The sequence below is a fragment of the uncultured Methanobrevibacter sp. genome (genome assembly GCF_946184425.1).
Lineage (GTDB): Archaea > Methanobacteriota > Methanobacteria > Methanobacteriales > Methanobacteriaceae > Methanocatella.
Window position 1 is genome coordinate 1 of sequence record NZ_CAMHFP010000021.1, and the last position, 13,470, is coordinate 13,470.

General features: G+C 31.3%; 20 protein-coding genes and 1 tRNA gene. 6 read left to right on the forward strand and 15 right to left on the reverse strand.

Annotation, left to right across the window (positions count from 1 at the left end):
* Nucleotides 1-150: 150 nt before the first annotated feature.
* Together Q0P94_RS05880 and Q0P94_RS05885 are read left to right on the forward strand one after the other, a co-directional pair.
* Nucleotides 151-438, forward strand: coding sequence for a UPF0058 family protein (locus tag Q0P94_RS05880; RefSeq protein ID WP_292880176.1), 288 nt, complete (start codon nucleotides 151-153; stop codon nucleotides 436-438).
* A 64-nt stretch (nucleotides 439-502) separates the two neighbouring features.
* Nucleotides 503-1,879, forward strand: coding sequence for a 2,3-diphosphoglycerate synthetase (locus tag Q0P94_RS05885; RefSeq protein ID WP_295114701.1), 1,377 nt, complete (start codon nucleotides 503-505; stop codon nucleotides 1,877-1,879).
* A 35-nt stretch (nucleotides 1,880-1,914) separates the two neighbouring features.
* Here Q0P94_RS05885 and Q0P94_RS05890 read toward each other — a convergent pair whose 3' ends face one another.
* Nucleotides 1,915-2,175: a transcriptional regulator gene (locus Q0P94_RS05890; RefSeq protein WP_295114703.1), complete on the reverse strand. Its 261-nt coding sequence runs from the start codon at nucleotides 2,173-2,175 to the stop codon at nucleotides 1,915-1,917.
* Nucleotides 2,176-2,299: 124 nt separating this feature from the next.
* Here Q0P94_RS05890 and mtxX point away from each other — a divergent pair, with 124 nt between their 5' ends.
* The 3 genes from mtxX to Q0P94_RS05905 are packed head-to-tail and all read left to right on the forward strand — an operon-like array spanning nucleotide 2,300 to nucleotide 4,583.
* Nucleotides 2,300-3,013, forward strand: coding sequence for a methanogenesis marker protein Mmp4/MtxX (gene mtxX, locus Q0P94_RS05895; RefSeq protein ID WP_295114705.1), 714 nt, complete (start codon nucleotides 2,300-2,302; stop codon nucleotides 3,011-3,013).
* A gap of 39 nt (nucleotides 3,014-3,052) precedes the next feature.
* Nucleotides 3,053-3,817 (forward strand): polyprenyl diphosphate synthase, encoded by a 765-nt coding sequence (uppS, locus tag Q0P94_RS05900; protein WP_295114707.1) that lies wholly within the window; start codon nucleotides 3,053-3,055, stop codon nucleotides 3,815-3,817.
* Between the two features lie 4 nt (nucleotides 3,818-3,821).
* The gene (locus tag Q0P94_RS05905) at nucleotides 3,822-4,583 is read left to right on the forward strand and encodes a TatD family hydrolase (RefSeq protein WP_295114709.1); all 762 of its coding nucleotides are present in this window, start codon (nucleotides 3,822-3,824) and stop codon (nucleotides 4,581-4,583) included.
* Here Q0P94_RS05905 and Q0P94_RS05910 read toward each other — a convergent pair.
* The 5 genes from Q0P94_RS05910 to Q0P94_RS05930 form a co-directional block, all read right to left on the reverse strand.
* Nucleotides 4,580-4,948, reverse strand: coding sequence for a hypothetical protein (locus tag Q0P94_RS05910; RefSeq protein WP_295114711.1), 369 nt, complete (start codon nucleotides 4,946-4,948; stop codon nucleotides 4,580-4,582). The genes Q0P94_RS05905 and Q0P94_RS05910 overlap by 4 nt on opposite strands.
* 4 nt (nucleotides 4,949-4,952) lie before the next feature.
* Complete coding sequence (locus tag Q0P94_RS05915; protein ID WP_295114712.1) at nucleotides 4,953-5,264, reverse strand: hypothetical protein; 312 nt, start codon at nucleotides 5,262-5,264, stop codon at nucleotides 4,953-4,955.
* Between the two features lie 97 nt (nucleotides 5,265-5,361).
* Nucleotides 5,362-5,736, reverse strand: coding sequence for a carboxymuconolactone decarboxylase family protein (locus Q0P94_RS05920; protein WP_295114714.1), 375 nt, complete (start codon nucleotides 5,734-5,736; stop codon nucleotides 5,362-5,364).
* A 16-nt stretch (nucleotides 5,737-5,752) separates the two neighbouring features.
* Nucleotides 5,753-6,250, reverse strand: a complete 498-nt coding sequence (locus Q0P94_RS05925; RefSeq protein WP_295114716.1) for a hypothetical protein — start codon at nucleotides 6,248-6,250, stop codon at nucleotides 5,753-5,755.
* The gene (locus Q0P94_RS05930; protein WP_295114719.1) at nucleotides 6,247-6,516 is read right to left on the reverse strand and encodes a hypothetical protein; all 270 of its coding nucleotides are present in this window, start codon (nucleotides 6,514-6,516) and stop codon (nucleotides 6,247-6,249) included. Before Q0P94_RS05930 ends, Q0P94_RS05925 begins: the two co-directional genes overlap by 4 nt.
* Before the next feature lie 224 nt (nucleotides 6,517-6,740).
* On the opposite strand from Q0P94_RS05930, the gene cobM reads away from it, so the two are divergent.
* A complete protein-coding gene (cobM, locus tag Q0P94_RS05935) occupies nucleotides 6,741-7,493 on the forward strand; it encodes a precorrin-4 C(11)-methyltransferase (RefSeq protein ID WP_295114721.1) in 753 nt (250 codons plus the stop codon).
* A gap of 35 nt (nucleotides 7,494-7,528) precedes the next feature.
* Here the strand turns inward: cobM and Q0P94_RS05940 are convergent, their stop codons facing one another.
* The 9 genes from Q0P94_RS05940 to hypA form a co-directional block, all read right to left on the reverse strand.
* Nucleotides 7,529-8,233 (reverse strand): alpha/beta hydrolase, encoded by a 705-nt coding sequence (locus Q0P94_RS05940; RefSeq protein WP_295114723.1) that lies wholly within the window; start codon nucleotides 8,231-8,233, stop codon nucleotides 7,529-7,531.
* A gap of 13 nt (nucleotides 8,234-8,246) precedes the next feature.
* The gene (locus Q0P94_RS05945) at nucleotides 8,247-9,191 is read right to left on the reverse strand and encodes a methionine synthase (protein ID WP_295114725.1); all 945 of its coding nucleotides are present in this window, start codon (nucleotides 9,189-9,191) and stop codon (nucleotides 8,247-8,249) included.
* Nucleotides 9,188-9,502, reverse strand: coding sequence for a DUF1894 domain-containing protein (locus Q0P94_RS05950; protein ID WP_295114727.1), 315 nt, complete (start codon nucleotides 9,500-9,502; stop codon nucleotides 9,188-9,190). Before Q0P94_RS05950 ends, Q0P94_RS05945 begins: the two co-directional genes overlap by 4 nt.
* A 1-nt stretch (nucleotide 9,503) precedes the next feature.
* Nucleotides 9,504-9,962 carry a DUF1890 domain-containing protein gene (locus Q0P94_RS05955; RefSeq protein ID WP_295114728.1) on the reverse strand — a complete coding sequence of 153 codons (459 nt, stop codon included), beginning with the start codon at nucleotides 9,960-9,962 and terminating at the stop codon, nucleotides 9,504-9,506.
* Between the two features lie 13 nt (nucleotides 9,963-9,975).
* Nucleotides 9,976-11,058 (reverse strand): hypothetical protein, encoded by a 1,083-nt coding sequence (locus Q0P94_RS05960; RefSeq protein WP_295114730.1) that lies wholly within the window; start codon nucleotides 11,056-11,058, stop codon nucleotides 9,976-9,978.
* A 38-nt stretch (nucleotides 11,059-11,096) separates the two neighbouring features.
* Nucleotides 11,097-11,169: transfer RNA gene (locus Q0P94_RS05965), tRNA-Ala, on the reverse strand.
* Nucleotides 11,170-11,222: 53 nt separating this feature from the next.
* Nucleotides 11,223-12,254, reverse strand: a complete 1,032-nt coding sequence (locus tag Q0P94_RS05970) for a DUF354 domain-containing protein (RefSeq protein WP_295114732.1) — start codon at nucleotides 12,252-12,254, stop codon at nucleotides 11,223-11,225.
* A 20-nt stretch (nucleotides 12,255-12,274) separates the two neighbouring features.
* A complete protein-coding gene (gene hypB / locus Q0P94_RS05975) occupies nucleotides 12,275-12,931 on the reverse strand; it encodes a hydrogenase nickel incorporation protein HypB (protein ID WP_295114733.1) in 657 nt (218 codons plus the stop codon).
* Between the two features lie 18 nt (nucleotides 12,932-12,949).
* The gene (hypA, locus tag Q0P94_RS05980) at nucleotides 12,950-13,327 is read right to left on the reverse strand and encodes a hydrogenase maturation nickel metallochaperone HypA (RefSeq protein WP_295114735.1); all 378 of its coding nucleotides are present in this window, start codon (nucleotides 13,325-13,327) and stop codon (nucleotides 12,950-12,952) included.
* Between the last annotated feature and the right edge of the window lie 143 nt (nucleotides 13,328-13,470).

The following is a 13,470-nucleotide window of genomic DNA, read 5'->3' on the forward strand; positions in this document are numbered from 1 at the left end:
TTAAAATTTGTCATAGGTTTTTGATAAAATATTTAAATATGAGTAATTATCAATATATAATTATTAAAAAAACTGATTAATAAATTATAATTTCATATAATTTAATTTTTTAACTAACAGAATGGTTAATTATTTATAGGTTAGATAGTTATGTATAAGGATGAAATGATACAATTACATCAATTTTTAGTATATGTTTTAAAATACTTAGCAGAAGACGATCAGATTACTAATGATTGTAGCGAATACATTACTCTAAAAATAAGCCCACATCATATACACAAGACAAAAGCAGAACATAAACATGCTATTTTTGTCCTTTGTAAAATTATCTCACAAGTTATTGCAGATAAAGAAGGGAATTCCATTCCTGAAAATGTGCGCAATTCTTTAGCAGATTTAGTTTCACGTTCTGAAAAAGAACTTAACGTGGCTTAATCTCAATACTTTTTTTTACTTTTTTTAAATATTTTTAATAATAATAAATTTCATATTACTAATTATGAAAGGTCTCAACAAAATGCTTTGTTTAGTAGACGGAGAACATTACTTGCCAGTCACTAAAGAAGCGATAGATACATTAAATAAACTAGAACACATAGATATAGCCGCTGCTGTTTTTATAGGAGGAACTGAAAAGCTTAGAGATGATTCAAAAGAATCTTACTCTGAAAAATTAGGAGTTCCAGTTCAATTTGCAAAAGATAAGGACATTCCTTATGACATTATAGTTGATATGGTCAGAACCTATGACATTGACACAGTAATGGATTTGAGTGACGAACCAATACTTGACTATCCAAAAAGATTCAAAATTGCCTGTAAAGTCCTAAACGAAGGAATAACATATGAAGGACCTGATTTTAAATTTGAACCTACAACCCAATATGAGATAATGGAAAAACCTTCAATAACAATACTTGGAACCGGCAAACGTATTGGAAAAACTGCAGTTTCAGGATTTGTTTCCAGATTAATTGATAAAAATGGATATGAACCATGCGTGATTGCCATGGGAAGAGGCGGACCGGAAGAACCTGAAATTGTTCATGGTGAAGAACTTGAAATCAATGCAGAATTTTTACTTGAACAATCCGAAAAAGGCGTGCATGCAGCCAGCGACCATTGGGAAGATGCTTTAATGAGCAGAATTTTAACTATCGGATGCAGACGATGTGGCGGAGGAATGGCAGGTGAAGTTTTCCTAACCAACATGAAACAGGGTGCAAAATTAGCTAATGAAGTTGATGCTAAATTTGCAATCTTTGAAGGAAGCGGTGCAGCAATACCTCCAATTAAAACTGACAAAAAAATAACCCTTATTGGTGCAAACCAACCCTTTGAAAATTTAACTAGTTACTTTGGACCATATAGAATCGGACTTGGTGACCTTGTAATATTAACCATGTGCGAGGAACCAATGGCAAATAAAGAAAAAATTAAAAAAATAGAAGAATTTATTGCAGATATCAATCCTGATGCTACTATAATTTCCACCATGTTCAGACCTAAACCGCTAGGTGATTTGACAGGTAAAAAAGTGTTGTTTGCAACCACTGCTCCGGAATCAGTTAAAGATAAATTGGTTGAATATTTGCAAAGTAATTATAACTGTGAAGTTGTTGGAACAACTGCCCATTTATCAAACAGACCTTTATTACGCAAAGATATGGAAAAATATATGGATAAAGCAGATGTCATGCTGACAGAACTTAAGGCAGCCGCAGTTGATGTTGCTACCAAAGATGCAATATCTCATGGATTAGAAGTAATATATTGTGATAATATTCCTGTTGCAATTAATGACAATTATCCTGATTTAGGAAAATCCGTAATAAAATTAGTTGATTCAGCGATTAAAAGTTTCAATAATGAATGAATTTTCGAAATAATTTATTCTTTTATTTTTTTATTTTATATATAATTTAAAATTTCCAGACCCAAATCCGTGTTTTTGTAAAGACGGCCTTTTCTTGCATCTTCATTTAAACATACAACTATTTTTTCTTTTTTCAATTCCTTTAAAACATTTGAAACATGATTAGTTCTAAGACCGACCTCTTCAGCAATTACTGAAGGAATTTTGATTTCAGTTCCTATACATTTGACTATGTTTGTCCTATATTCTGATGCGATTACATAGCCAACTAATTTAAAAATATCATCACTGTTCATACTATATTATTAATGACAACATTTAAAAAAAGATATGTATAATAATGATTATCATTATATACAAAATAAACATTTCATAATAAGAAAAACTTAATTATATAATGAAATACAAATAATTAAACTAATGAAACGAATAGCTATAGGTGTTGGAAAAAATGAAAATATTATCCAAGCATGTCATATTTTCAAAGAAAAACACCCAAAAACCGATGTAATATTAGTATATAGTGATGAAGACTTAATCAAGGCAGTGCTAGATAGAAAAATTGATGCAGTAATTCGTGGATCCCTTCCTGCATCCAATATCATGAATAAACTAAAAGAAAAATATCCTACTCTTTCAAGAGCAACTTATGTGAATAATGGAGAAATTGAGTTTTTATTAACACCAGTTGGAATAGATGAAGGCAATACTATTGAAGACAGGTTTAGAATGACCAAAAGCTGTATTGATTTCCTAAAACAAGTGGGAAAGACTCCTAAAATTGCAGTTCTTGCCGAAGGTAGGGAAGATGATTTTGGAAGAGACAGTGCAGTATCAAATTCTATTAAGGAAAGTCGAAAATTAACTAAACTTATTCAAGAAACAGGAGAAAACGTTAAAAATTATTATATTCTTATAGAAAGTGCAATTAAAGATGAATGCAATATTATCATTGCACCAAACGGGAGAGTTGGAAATATTATCTTTAGAACAATGGTTTTAGTTAATTCATGGCCTAGTTATGGTGCTGTAACCTTTGGAATGGATAGAATATACATTGACACAAGCAGAGAACAAAGTATTGAAGGATACATAAGAAGTTTAATCCTAGCAGAAGAACTAATTGAAGATTAAGTTTTTACCTTACTGAATGATAAGATTTTAAGTGATATAATGGCAGAAAATTTTCTATATAAAATATATGAATGGTACATATCCCGCGATTTGAAACCAGAAAAAATGCCAAAGCATATTGCAATAATTATGGATGGTAATAGAAGATATTCCAAACTTCAAGGTAACCTTGATGTTGTTAAAGGTCATGAAATAGGAGTAGATACTCTTGAAAAAGTTTTAGACTGGAGTATAGAACTTGGAATTGAAATCATTACCGTATATGCATTTTCAACTGAAAATTTCAATAGGCCAAAACATGAAGTTGAAGGACTGATGAACTTATTTGTTGTCAACTTCAAAAGATTAGTTGACCATGAAAAAATCCATAAAAATGAAGTGAGAGTTAAAGTAGTAGGCAGAATCGAATTACTTCCGGACAATGTTAAAGAAGCTATAAAAGAAGCGGAAGAAGCTACAAAAAATTATAATAAAAGATTATTTAATATTGCTATAGGCTACGATGGACGTTTGGAAATCATTGATTCATTTAAAAAAATTATAAAAGACGTTCAAGAAGGGAAAATTAGTATAGACGACGTTGATGAGGAGCTGGTAAGTAAAAACCTATATACCGAAGGATTGGATGACCCTAATTTAATCATAAGAACCAGCGGAGAAGAACGTCTGAGCGGATTTTTACTTTGGCAATCATCATATTCCGAACTATATTTCTGCGAAACACTTTGGCCCGAACTGAGAAAAGTCGACTTCATTAGAGCTATTCGATCATATCAAGCAAGAGATAGAAGATTTGGAGTTTAAATAAATGATTGATACACACTGCCACATTGATTTTGAAGACTTTGACAATGACCGTGAGGAAGTTATAAAAAGAGCAAAAGAAAAATTGGACCATGTTATTGTTTCAGGATACAGCAATAAAAGCAATATGAAAGTGTTGCAATTATCAAAAGATTATGAAGGTTTTATTTATCCTACTTTCGGATTTCATCCAGTCAGCTCTCAAAATGCTACAGAAGAAGATTTGAAAATAGCTCATGAAAACATACGCAATAATCTAGATAACATTTTAGCAATTGGCGAAGTTGGAATGGATTATTATTATGTTACCGATAAGGCATTGCGTGAAAGACAAAGGGAAATTTTCACCAGTTTTTTAGAGCTTGCTAATGAATTTAAAGTTCCAATTGTGATGCATGTACGAGACTGTGAAAAAAAAGCAGTAAACATTATCGAAGACTATGATGACATTCCCTATTTTGTTTTTCATTGCTATGGGGGAAGTTTAAAAACAGCAAAAAGAATCATGAATCGTGATGATTCATACATGAGTTTTTCCACAATGCTATGCTATTCCAAACATCACCAGGATTTAATTGAAAAAATTGACCTTGATTATGTTTTAACTGAAACTGACAGTCCTTATTTGGCAATGACAAAAGAAGAAAGAAATGAACCTGCCAATGTTGTTAATGCAGTTAAAAAAATAGCTGAAATTAAAAATATGGACATTAGTACTGTTGATGAAATTACAACCAACAATGCCCGTAAAATTTTTAAAATTTAAAAATGTAAAGTGAAGTTTAAATTAATCAATACTTCATTATTTTCTTTAACAGCTTCTATTTCTAATTCAAAATCTGTTAAATCTTGTTTTACTAAATTTATTAAATGATAATCAAGAAGAGAATCATTTAAAAATATTGTAAATTGATTATTATTGATTATAACATCCTTCCTGCAGAACAGTTTAAATGCATAAAAATACAATTCAATCCTAAAAATCAAATCTTGCTTATCACCTTCACTGTCAATGAAGAATTTTTTTAAATCTTCCTGTAAAATTTTACCTTCATCACCAGTATCTGCTTGAAAAGTTTCCATTTCAGCTAAATCATCCATCAATTGCTGTTTTTCTTTTTCATCATACATTTAATCACTTTTTTTCAAATTTTAATTTTATAATATTATATGAATTTGGCATGAAACTAATTTCAAATTTATCAAAGCAATCATCCAGTTTACGAAGCAAAGTGAATTCCAAATAATCAGGAACTATGAATAATATGAAAGAATTTTCTTCAAGTTCTATTCCAAAATCTTCCAAAAGAGGAATTCCCAATTCACTGATGAATATATATTTGTAAACAATTAACTCATAATCATTCACTTCTTTATTGTTTTCAATAATGTCCAACAATTCAGATTGAAGTTTACTGGAAATTACTTCAAACGTTTCATTTTCCATATTATCTTTTCCAAATTTTCTTTTTATTAATATCATTTGATGCTTACTACATTGAAATAGCACTTTCAAAGATAAAATCAATCAAATAATCATTTAACTATTTTAATAAATTTTTCTCCACAAACACTTCCTTTGCAGCAACTAATCCATTGATTGATTTTGGAAAACCGCAGTAGGCACTCATCTGTAGAATAATTTCAACAATTTCAGTTGGAGTGTTTCCAACATTTAAAGCTGCGTTAATGTGGTCTTTCAGTTGTGGGATTGTACCCAAAACCGTAAGCGCTGCAACTGTACATAACTCACGTGTTTTCAAGTCCACCTCTTCACGAGTGTATATTTCAGAATAGGGAAATTCAACGACAAATCGTGACATGTCCGGAGCTATATCCTCAAGTTCCTTAAAGATTTCATCAACAGATTTCTTTTGAATTCCTTCCAAAACTTCTTTTCCTTTTTCATATCTTGACATGATTAAGAATATATCCTCAAACCCATTTAACATTAGCGGTTGTGTAAACATAATGAGGGGAGAAAACCGGATTATATAATTTATTTGTTGATGCTGTTGAGTTAAATGATATTGCCAACGACTTTCTCAAGTTATAATTAATCCTTTCACCCATTGAATCAAGTTCCCCCGCAGTGTATTCATTTGATGATTTGACATATACCTGAAATTGAATTTTCTTTTTGCCATAAACGTCATCCATGCCCAATTCTGAATAACTGACATTTATAATTTCCACGGAGTAAGGATACATCAGGTTACCTTTTAAATCCGGATAAACATCATATGAATCAGTCGGATAAATTGCAACAGATGACGTTCCAACTCCCTCAATGACACCGCTTCGGGCTGCACTCATCGCAGCATTCAATTCATTTTCATCAGCAATAAACACTACTGACAGCATCACTGTTATTACCAGTATTCCCACCAAAAGCAGATATTCTCCACTAATCTGGCCTTTATTATCAGTCATGATATCACTATTTTTCCGTCATCATTCTTGCTTATCCAATATCCTTTTCCACTGTATAATTTATATTGAGAGTCAATTTTCAATGGCAGCACTATCGATTCTCCTTTTTTATTCGAAAAATCGATTGTTACCTTATTTTTTTCAACAGTTATTTCATAAAATCCCGGTCGTGAATCCAAATTCAAATAGATGGAGTATCCTTTACCATTTGCATTTACTTGACTTATGACATTTGCCACATAATCCAAAATCAATCTATGTTTCACATTATTCTCGATATTGCTGCTCGATTCTATTGAATTAAAAATGAAAAATAACAATCCAATAGCAATTATTATAATAATAAATATTGAAAATAAATATTCAATAGAAATAAAACCTTTTTCATCCATATTTTTTAATTATTTTAGATATTAATAAAGTTTGTTGAAATTAAAGGTCAATTTAAATACAAAATCATTAAATAATACTTGAAATAAAAAATTATACTATGAAAGGAAAAGTATTTTTCATAGGTGCAGGACCTGGAGATCCAGACTTAATAACTGTCAAAGGAAGAAAAGTAATTGAAGAAGCAGACGTGATAATTTATGCAGGTTCTCTTGTAAACAGGGAAGTTTTAAATCCTGCAAAAGAAGATTGTGAAATTCACAACAGTGCTTATTTAAATTTGGAAGAAACAGATGCAATCATAACTGAAGCTGTCAATGAAGGCAAATTAGTTGCTCGTGTCCATACAGGAGACCCTTCAATTTATGGAGCTATCGGCGAACAAATCCGTGAACTTAAAAAACATGACATTGAATATGAAATCATTCCGGGAGTCAGTTCACTGTTTGGAACCGCAAGTGTTTTAGAAGCTGAATTAACCCTGCCCGAAATTTCACAAAGTGTTATAATTACACGTCCTGAAGGCAGAACACCAAAACCAGAAGGTGAAAGCATAGCCAGCTTTTCCAAACATCACGCGACAATGTGCATATTCCTTGGAATAGGTATGATCGATAAAGTTGTTGAAGAGTTATTGGTAGGTTATGAAAAAGACACCCCAATTGCAGTTGTAAAAAAAGCTACCTGGAAAGACCAAGAAATAATTAAAGGAACCCTCGATAATATTGCAGAAAAAGTCAAAGATGCTAATATAACTAAGACTGCAATGATTATAGTGGGAGATGTCTTAAACCCAGGGGATTTTAATCCCTCAAAGTTATATGATAAAAACTTTAAACATGAATTTCGTTAAATAGGAAAAATAATTTTTCCTAAACATTACTTTTTTTAGAATAATTGACTAATGAATTTAAATATAGCATCAGCAGTCTGATTTTGTTGATTTTCTGGTGTGATGTTAGCTACTCCATCACCTTCTTGAGGACCATAATAAGCAAATTGTTCATGATTGCCACCATCAATAATCACTTCAGTCAAATTATCCATTAATGATTTTGAATCATTATATGCTTTCATATTTAATATTTTATCTTCAGAACCATAAACTGATAAAACAGGTTTTTTTACTTCACTATTGGGATATGCTGCCAATAATATGACTGCATCTGCTTTACCAGTGTGATTGGTAAATGCGGCAGCCGAAAGACCTCCCAAAGAGTGACCGGCCATTATATAGTGAGAATAATTTGTCGAATCAATAATTGAATCCGCAGTATTTTCACCAAAAAATGCAAAATTAAACATCATTTGAACCAATGCACAATCTATACCCTTATTTGTAATATCAACCAGCAATGGAAGATAAGATATATATTCATTTTTAGCGCCCGGATAAAAAATTAATAATGTATCATTTCCATCACCATCTAAAAGTAATCCATAATCTTTTTTGATAACAGAAACATTATCAGTACCGTTCAATAAATCTGTTGCCTCTTTTTGGGCTGGATGGTATGAAGTCATGTAAAAAAAAGTATATCCCAAAACAAAGACCATACCTATCACTATTAATATTTTAAACTTCTTATTCATAATATCAATAAATTTAATTATATTTATCTTTAATTTGATTCATCAATTTTAGTTTATCAAAAGCAACATCTTTAGGAGCTCTTTTTAAACCGCAGTCCGGATCAAGAATCAAATTGTCTTTTCCCATAATATCAATAGCTTTAGAAACCAAACTATCAATATCCTCTATGTCATCCACTTCATTAACTGATGAATCTACACAGCCAAAACCAATTTTTTTATTGGAAATCAAATTAGCATTTTTTTCCAAAACATCCAAATTAACATCATTTCCGGCAAATTCCATGTCTAAAATTTCAACATTGAACTTTGCAATATCTTTAAATGCATTGTTTAAGGTTCCGCATACATGCATAGCAAGAGGAACATCCAAACCTTCATGCAATATATCAATAGCTTCTTTAGCCACTTTCATGTCAACCATTCCAGTTGACAGAAAAGGTTCATCCACTTGAATATATTCCGGATTGACCTTTTTTGCTATTGCATCCACTTCAAATTTAAGTGAATGAGCCAAATCAATTATAGCATCTTCTTTATTTTTATAAAAAGATTGAATTCTTGAAGAATGAATAATTGTAGTAGGACCTGTAATTATTCCTTTTATTCCTTTACCTTCCGGAATTTTACCACCATAATATTCCTTAATGACTTTTTTTGCATAATTTAAATCATTAATAGATATCTCCCATGTAGGTTTTCGTATTTTAGAAACAACTACAGTATTGCCATCTTCCAATTTCATACCGGGAATAAATTTTGTAAAAATAGAAACCATATCATCTCTCACCTGACCGTCAGAGACAATATCAACTCCCGCATCAAGTTGAGCGATAACACTATCTTTAATGGCATCTTTATAAGAATCGTAAGCACCAAAAGTATTTAATAATTTATCTTTGAAATTAGACGGTGAACTTTCCTCACAAGGAAAACTCCCAACAACAGTTGATTTCATTTTATATTACCAGTGTCCAATTTTCTGATTTTTTCAACTTCTTCTTCATCTATTGGTAATTCAACAACTGAAGTTCCGTGACATGGTTTTGTATATGGAAGAAAGACAGTGCCTTTTTCATGATCAAAACCAATAGGAATAGGAGGAATTCCAATAACTCTAACACCTAAAACCTCATCACCAGGTTTTATATATACCAAATCATCTGCTTTAAATCTGATAATCATTGCACAATCTTTGAAACCTGCTTTTGAAGCATGAATTTCATAATTATCAGATTGTTGAAGATAAGTATCTAAACAAAAAGACATATTATTCGAACTCCTTAATAGCTTTATCAAATTTAACTTTAATTGGTGAAGGATTATGGAATGCTCTTACAGCTTGAATGATTGCATTGCTTCCACTTTCTTCAATCATATTAACAAACTCTTCAACCTCATCAATATCTCTTGAAAATACCAATGCGAGAGATTTTGTATTAAGAATTTGGTCAAATGTTACGAAAAATGATGCAGCAGCATCCTTATGAACAAAACCTACTAATAAATCGTAATCTCCTTCTTTAATATCTCCTAAAGTCCTTTCCAAATCCACTAAATTTAGTTTATAATAACCTTCAGGGTCAGATATTTTTACTAATTTGGAAGCAGCAGGATTTGCTGCAATTGTTGTATCATAACCCATTTTTGTTAACTTATTAAATACATAAACCGCCATTGGGGTTTGAGATGGAGTTTCAGGACATCCAAGTAATACCAATGCTTTCATATAATAACTTCTCCTATGATCTTGATTTAAGTGTGACTACATTAGCTAAAATTAATGTTCCCACGAATATGAATGTCAATAACGCCATACCGTTGATTGTTCTGTTAAATACAAATAAACCTATTAAAGATTGTGCACAAAATGAAGCTAATGCACCAGTTAATAATACTTCTCTACCTAAATATTTTTTATTATTTTTCTCTCTTTTTTCTCGATACATAGTCAATACTTTAAGACCGACAACTATAGTTCCAAGAGTAAATATCATCAATCCAACAAGACCTAAATATCCAAAGTCAAAACCATATCCAAAAATACCCGGAAGCATATAATCTATTGTATCTTTCTGGTTTACTAAAATACCGAAAAACATTGGGAAAGGCAAACCAAAGAACAAAACAAATTGCATCGGCAAAGTAATATAACCTTCAGCAAATGCTGTTCCTTCAATACCCCAATAAGAAGCTTTACCACTATGCCCAATTAGTTGAATGTTATTTAATACAGTTTTAATACTTGATAATGAGTACTGTTCAATCCTACCTAACCTTAGAAGTGGAGAGAAAATTGTCATCCCAGTGATTCTAGCCAATGCTTCAAGTGATATTAACCCTAAAACTGCAGCTCCTGCAAACATTAAAATTCTTTTACCAGTAATAACTGTTTTTTCTCTGAAAGATTTGGAAATAATCAGATATCCTAAAAATAATCCTAAAATCCATAAAATCAAGAAAGATCTGTGCATCAATCCACCGAATACTGTAATACCGATAGTAAATAATATTACAAATCTCCTAAGTGGCCTAATATCTACACCCGATTCCTTCATTACCTTCAGCGAAGCAAATGCTGCTACAGTTCCAAGTAATGCCAGAGGTCCGAATGGGTGAGTAAATTCCGCCTGACTTGATGAAATCACAAGCAGTGCAATATCCGCACCAAAAAGAAGTGTAAAACCACCCATTAAAAATAATGATAAAAAGGTTACTACACTAAGTGATAATGGAATCAAGTTTAAAGTAAATACCCATATAACAAATAGCATTATTGCAACTTCTACAATTAATTGTAAATGATTTTGAGCAATTAATAACATATTATAATCACAATCTTGTTTATTTTTAAAATATAAAGTGGACTGACCGGGATTTGAACCCGGGGCCTCCGCCATGCCAAGGCGACGATCTCCCATCTGAGCTACCAGCCCAAAAAATTTAAATCAAATATCATAATAATATTTGACAGTTTTATTATAAATAATTATTTACCATTTTTTGCCAAGTCATAAAGATTATCGATGATAATCTGGAATAAGTCATCGGTTTTAACATCAATTTTTTGATGAGGATTTACAATGAAATCAAGTGCTTTATTGATAACTTCCTCAGAATCATTAGACCTGTACATCAAACCTTTATTAATATAATATTGGTCAACAGACAATGTTTCACCAGGATAACAGGAAATAACTGGAGTCTGTAAAATTGCAGCTTCCCTATTCATTGTACCGCCCGCACCAATTACTAAGTCACATTTTTTAATGATGCTTGATGTATCTACAGGAGGTTTCAATATTGAAACATTCTCTATACCTTCAAATATTTCAGCCTGTTCTTTGAATCTTGGAAGAACCAAAATATTAGCCATGTTCTTTAATTCATCAACAATAGGAGTTAAAACTGATTTTCTGCAATCAGTATCCAAATATGATGCTAATGATGGTTCCGGCCTCATCAATATTGTTTTAGGATGTTTCAAATCAAGATTTAAATCTTCAAAAACATTGTCATTATATTTGAAATTTTTGAAATGCATTAATTCGGAAGTTCCATTATAAGAAATAATTGTATTAGGATCTGCTCCAAATTTCATTAGTTTCCACATGTCAATTATGTTTGGTGTAATAATCCTATCACATAACGGAAGAGTTAACTTATTGGCAGCAAGTGCATGTTCATTGTCCAAAACATATAAACTTGGAATTCCTAAACCGAAAGAGATTCTAGGAAGTTCAATAGAATGCTTGCTAAGGGCAACATCCACCTTTTCATCATGAATAACATCAACAAGATTATACACTCTTGATGTGCTTTCTTTCAGTTTATCATATAAGCTTACACCATGTTTTCCAACGGATATAAAATCGATATCATACATTTCCATTAACTTATGAATATCACCAAATTGCCTTGCGGTAACTATTACATCCTCACCCTCAGCTTCAAGGTATTTGATTACATCTTTAAAAAACCTCACATGAGGCGCATTTGATATATCTATCCATACTTTCATGAAACCACCGATTAATTTAATTATAAACTATTTTTCTTTTCCTCAATAGCTTTTATAATTTCATCCAATCCAGTTCCTTCTTTAAGACTGGATTTGATAATTTTAACATTAGGATTTAATTTTTTAGCATCAGCAACCATTTTATCTGCATCCGCACCAACAGCTTCAGCTAAATCTACCTTATTTATAATAACTGCATCTGATGTTTGGAAAATCAACGGGTGTTTTTCAACAGTGTCATCACCTTCGGTTACACTAACAACAACAATTCTCATATGAGAACCCAATTCAAAGTCAACAGGACAAATAAGATTACCCACATTCTCAATAATGACAATGTCCAAATCATCCAAAGGCAAATCATGAAGACCATGACCCACCAAATGAGCATCCAAGTGACATTCTTTACCAGTGTTCAAACCGACTACTGGAACATCATGTTTTTCAATACGTCCAGCATCAAATTCAGATATTACATCACCTGCAAGAACACCTATCTTATAATCAGTATTATCAATAATTTCCTCAATTAAAGTTGTTTTACCAGAACCAATAGCTCCAACAAAATCAATACAGAATATTTCTTTATCCTCTAAATTTTCTAAGTTTTTACCAGCTAATCTTTTATTAGCATCCATTATATTTTTTGCAACTTCTACATCAGCTACTTGGTGCATTATTTCAACTCCATTTATTTAATCATCATCAGGTTTTTCAATAACGATATTTTTAACGACAATATCTCTTCCATTAAGGATTTCAACTGCAAGACTATCACACTCAGGACATTTAACCATAGGTGCATAATGATCATTATCATCAAGGATGGCATCTCCATGGAATCCGCATTCAGAACATTTAACCTCTACAGGAATTTCCTCAAATTTAATCTCAGCATCTTCTACAATTGTATTTTCAACAAGAACGCCTAAAATAAACTTCAATTGTTCCGGATTCACCATTGCTAATCTACCCAGTTCAATAGTAACTTCATTAACCTCAGTCGCATTATTATTTTCGGCAGTATCTATAACTGCATTAATAATACCTTGAGCCATTGATAATTCATGCATTTTGTATCTCCTATAAATAATATTAATATTATAAATTTAGTTTTATTTATTAATAAACCTATTTAATATTTGAGCATTGCGACAGTAATAATTAAAAATTTTAAAAAATAGCAAAATTGTTGCAATTAACAACATATATATAG